The organism is Azospirillum sp. B506, from assembly GCF_000333595.1.
Lineage (GTDB): Bacteria > Pseudomonadota > Alphaproteobacteria > Azospirillales > Azospirillaceae > Azospirillum.
On sequence record NZ_BADK01001052.1, the window covers coordinates 1 to 3,613 of the forward strand.

Genomic DNA, 3,613 nt, shown 5'->3' on the forward strand with positions numbered 1-3,613 from the left:
CAGTTGGCCGAAGCGGCCTTCTTGATCGTCTTCGCATCGACGTCGACGTGAACCGTGCCGGTGTCGAAGGCGAAGGCCTGATCGCCGTTGGCCAGCTTCCCGTCGCCCTTGTCGTTCATGCCGTCGCGGGTGACCTGGGAACCGTTGGAGTTGGTGACTTGGATCTGCAGGTCGACCTTCTTTTCGATGGTCGAGACACCGTTGCCCTGGTTGTTCGCCGCTTCCAGCAGACGGCGGTCGACCGTGAAGGACACGATGGTGCCCGACGCGAAGCTTTCCGAGATCTTCTTGGTCAGCGCGTTGGTGGTGCTGGAGGTCAGCGTGAAGCTGGTCACCGCATTGGCCGTGGCCGTACCCGTCAGGGTGATGGTGCCGGTGGTGCTGACCGAGGCGGTGGCGACGTCCTTGCCATTCAGGCGGCCGCCGGTGCCGATGGCGCTGCTGATCGACGCCTGCAGCTTGGCCGCGACGTTGGCGGCGGCGTTCTGGCCGACCGCGACGTCGCCCGACGTGGCAGCATAGCTGAAGGACTGGCCTTCCACCGTGATGGTGAAGATGTCGCCTTCTTCGATGGTGCCGCCGATGTTCACGGTGGACACCTGCGCACCGTTCGTCTTGGCGGGCGTCACCAGGGCCGTGCTGGTCGTCTGCGAGTTGTCGAAGTAGGAGGTCGTACGGGTTTCGCTGCCGTCCGACACGATGATGTCGCGGCTGCGGCCGTTGGCACCGCGCACCTCGATCTGAACATCGGAGAAGCTGCCCGTCGTGTTGGACATCGTGCCCGACAGCTTCAGGCCGGTCAGGCCGTGCGCGTTCTCGGCACTGGAGATGTCATCGGCCTTGCCTTCGATCGAGCCGTCGCCCTTGACGCGGATCGAGTAGGTGTCGGCCGACTGCACGTTGGTGACGCGGGCGTTGTCGACGCCGGTCATGCTGTTGACGGCGGCACGGGACTCGCTGGTGCTGTCCATGCTCAGGCCGTTGCCGGCGATGAGGTTCTTGCCGCCGTAGCCGCTGTCGGCGGCGAGTTTGTCGATCTGGCCGCGCAGCGTGTTGAACTGGCTGGCCAGCGACTTGCGGGTGGCGATGGAGGCGGCATCGTTGCCGAGCGCCGCATAGGCGGCGGTGGTCAGGCCCTTGGCCTGGTCGACCATGGAGTCGATGGCGGTCAGGCCCTTGTCGGCGGCCTGGATGGTGCTGATCGACTGGCCCATCGCGTCCTTCAGCGACGTCAGGTCGCCGGCGCGCTGGTTCAGACCCTTGGCCGAGAAGAAGGCGGTCGGGCCGTCGAGGGCGGTGTTGACCTTGTTGCCCGTCGACAGGATGTTCTGCTTCTTGTTGATCTGTTCCTGCGTGCTTTGCAGCTGCAGCAGGTTGGTCCGCATGGAGGACGAGAGGGTAACGTTGCCGGCCATGGTAGCCACTCCTTTGGAGGATCGATGTCCGGAGGCGCACCGCTTTTGGGGCGCCCGATCCGGAAGGGGACTAATTCCCCCGCCAAAGTGGTAGGCAAGAAGCGGGCCAGTTCAAATTTGCCGTGTTTCCTCGGTAATCCGTACCGGTGGGCAAGAAAGGACCCGGCAATTTTTGCCGGGCTGCCGGCAAATTCTGCCGGTCAGGCGGCCGGGCTTGCCGGCGCGGCAGATTCTGCCGGGCAGTTCCTGCCGGGAAGGACCACCGTTTCGCACACGCCCAGCGGCCCGACGACGAGCGCCGCACTGCCCCAGGACCAGCCGACGCCGAAACCGGACAGCAGCAGCCGACAAGGTCCGGCCGCCAGACTGTCGGCGAGCGCCTTGGCGAGAGCCAGGGGGATGGAGGCCGAACTGGTGTTGCCGACCTCCCGCAGGGCGAGGATTGTACGGTCCGCCGCCATTCCCAGCTTCTGGCCGAGATGTCGGATCATCTGGGCATTGGCCTGGTGCAGGACGAGATGGTCGACCATGTCCGTGGTCCAGCCGGCACCGTCCAGCACGGCGCGCACGCTGCCCGGCACCTCGCGCAGGGTGAAGGCGAAGACCTGGGTTCCGTCCATGAACAGGCGTGCCGGCCGGTCCGGATGGCGCATCGCCCCGCCGTCGGCCGCCAGATAGGGCGCCCCTGTCCCGTCGCTGCCCAGGTCGAAGACCATGGGGGCGGCGGTTTCGTCCAGCTCCAGCGCGACCGCCGCGGCCCCATCGCCGAACAGCGGGGCGACCGCCCGGTCCTCCGGATCGACCAGTCGCGAGGTGGTGTCGCCGACCAGCAACAGCGCCCGCCGTCCGGCCGCCTTCAGCAGTCCCCCGGCGGTCCACAGCCCATAGACGAAGCCGGAGCAGCCATGGGTGAGATCGAGCACCGCCGCCCCCTTGCGCAGCCCGAGCCGCCGGTGCAGCAGGGACCCGGTGCCGGGCAGCGTCTGGTCGTGGGTCTGGGTCACCAGCACCAGCAGGTCGATGCTGCCGGCTTCCCAGCCCAGCCCGTCGAGCAGGCGGCGGGCGGCGGCCTCTGCGAGGTCGCTGGTACATTGGTCCGGCGCGACGATGCGCCGTTCCTCGATCCCGGTTGCGGCGGCGATCCTGCGGGCCGCATCCTCGCCGAAGCGGCGGGCCAGGTCCTCGACCGTCTCGCGCCGCTCCGGCACGCAGCCGACGACGCCGCGCACGCACACCCCGTCGATCCGGCTGGCGACCATCTCCGCCTCCCCTTTTCCCTACGGCATTCCTTGCGGCGTCAGCAGGTGATGCCGCCGTCCACCGTCAGGGTCTGTCCCGTGATGAAGCCGCCACCGTCGCTCAGCAGGAAACGGACCATCGGCACCACATCCGCCGCGGTGCCGAGCCGGCCCAGCGGCGTACGGCGCACGATCTGGTCGCGCTGCCCGTCCGACAGCGTCCCCGACATTTCGGTGTCGAGATAGCCGGGCGCCACCGAATTCACGGTGATCGCCCGCCGCCCGACCTCGCGCGCCAGCGCCCGCGTCAGCCCGTCGAGACCGGCCTTCGACGCCGAATAGGCGGCAAGCCCGACATAGCCGCGCTGCCCGATGATGGAGGAGATGTTGACGATGCGCCCGCCCCGTCCGCCCGCACCACGCGCCACCAGCTTGGCGCGCAGGAAGGCCCGGGCGGCCTGAAGCGCGCCGGTCAGGTTGGTCTGGATCACCGCCTCGGCATCGACCTCCGGGAAGGTCGCGAGAACGCCTTCGCGCGCGATGCCGGCATTATTGACCAGCCCCCATAACGGCGCATCGCCGCCCCAGGCGACGGCGGCGTCGAAGAAGGCCCGCACCTCGTCACCGTCGCCGATGCGGCAGGGGTGCCAGAACAGGTCGGGGCCGGCCAGCCGCTCCAGCGCGTCCGACGAGGTGCGGCTGCAGGTGGAGACCCGGTGACCGTCGGCCAGCAGCGCTTCCACCAGCGCAAGGCCGAGGCCGCGGCTGCCCCCGGTGACGATGATGTGGCGCTTCTGCTGGGCGGCGGCGGTCATGCGGCTCCCTTTCTGCTCTTTTTGCCCGCGGCGCTCAGCGGGATGCGGTCGGCGAAGGTCAGGGTGCGCGGCCGGGCAGCCGGCGGCAGATCGGCGGCGGCGGCACGCAGGGCCAGGCGCAGGGCCGCTTCGTCCGTCCCTGGCA

General features: G+C 68.8%; 3 protein-coding genes. All 3 read right to left on the reverse strand.

Going from position 1 to position 3,613, the window contains the following annotated elements; all coding sequences use genetic code 11:
* A partial coding sequence (locus tag I71_RS32400) for a flagellin (protein WP_042704018.1) occupies positions 1–1,415 on the reverse strand: 1,415 nt, incomplete at its 3' end.
* 200 nt (positions 1,416–1,615) lie between these two features.
* Positions 1,616–2,674: a 3-oxoacyl-ACP synthase III family protein gene (locus I71_RS32405; RefSeq protein ID WP_042704020.1), complete on the reverse strand. Its 1,059-nt coding sequence runs from the start codon at positions 2,672–2,674 to the stop codon at positions 1,616–1,618.
* Positions 2,675–2,712: 38 nt separating this feature from the next.
* Complete coding sequence (locus I71_RS32410; protein ID WP_042704022.1) at positions 2,713–3,468, reverse strand: SDR family NAD(P)-dependent oxidoreductase; 756 nt, start codon at positions 3,466–3,468, stop codon at positions 2,713–2,715.
* Positions 3,469–3,613 lie beyond the last annotated feature (145 nt).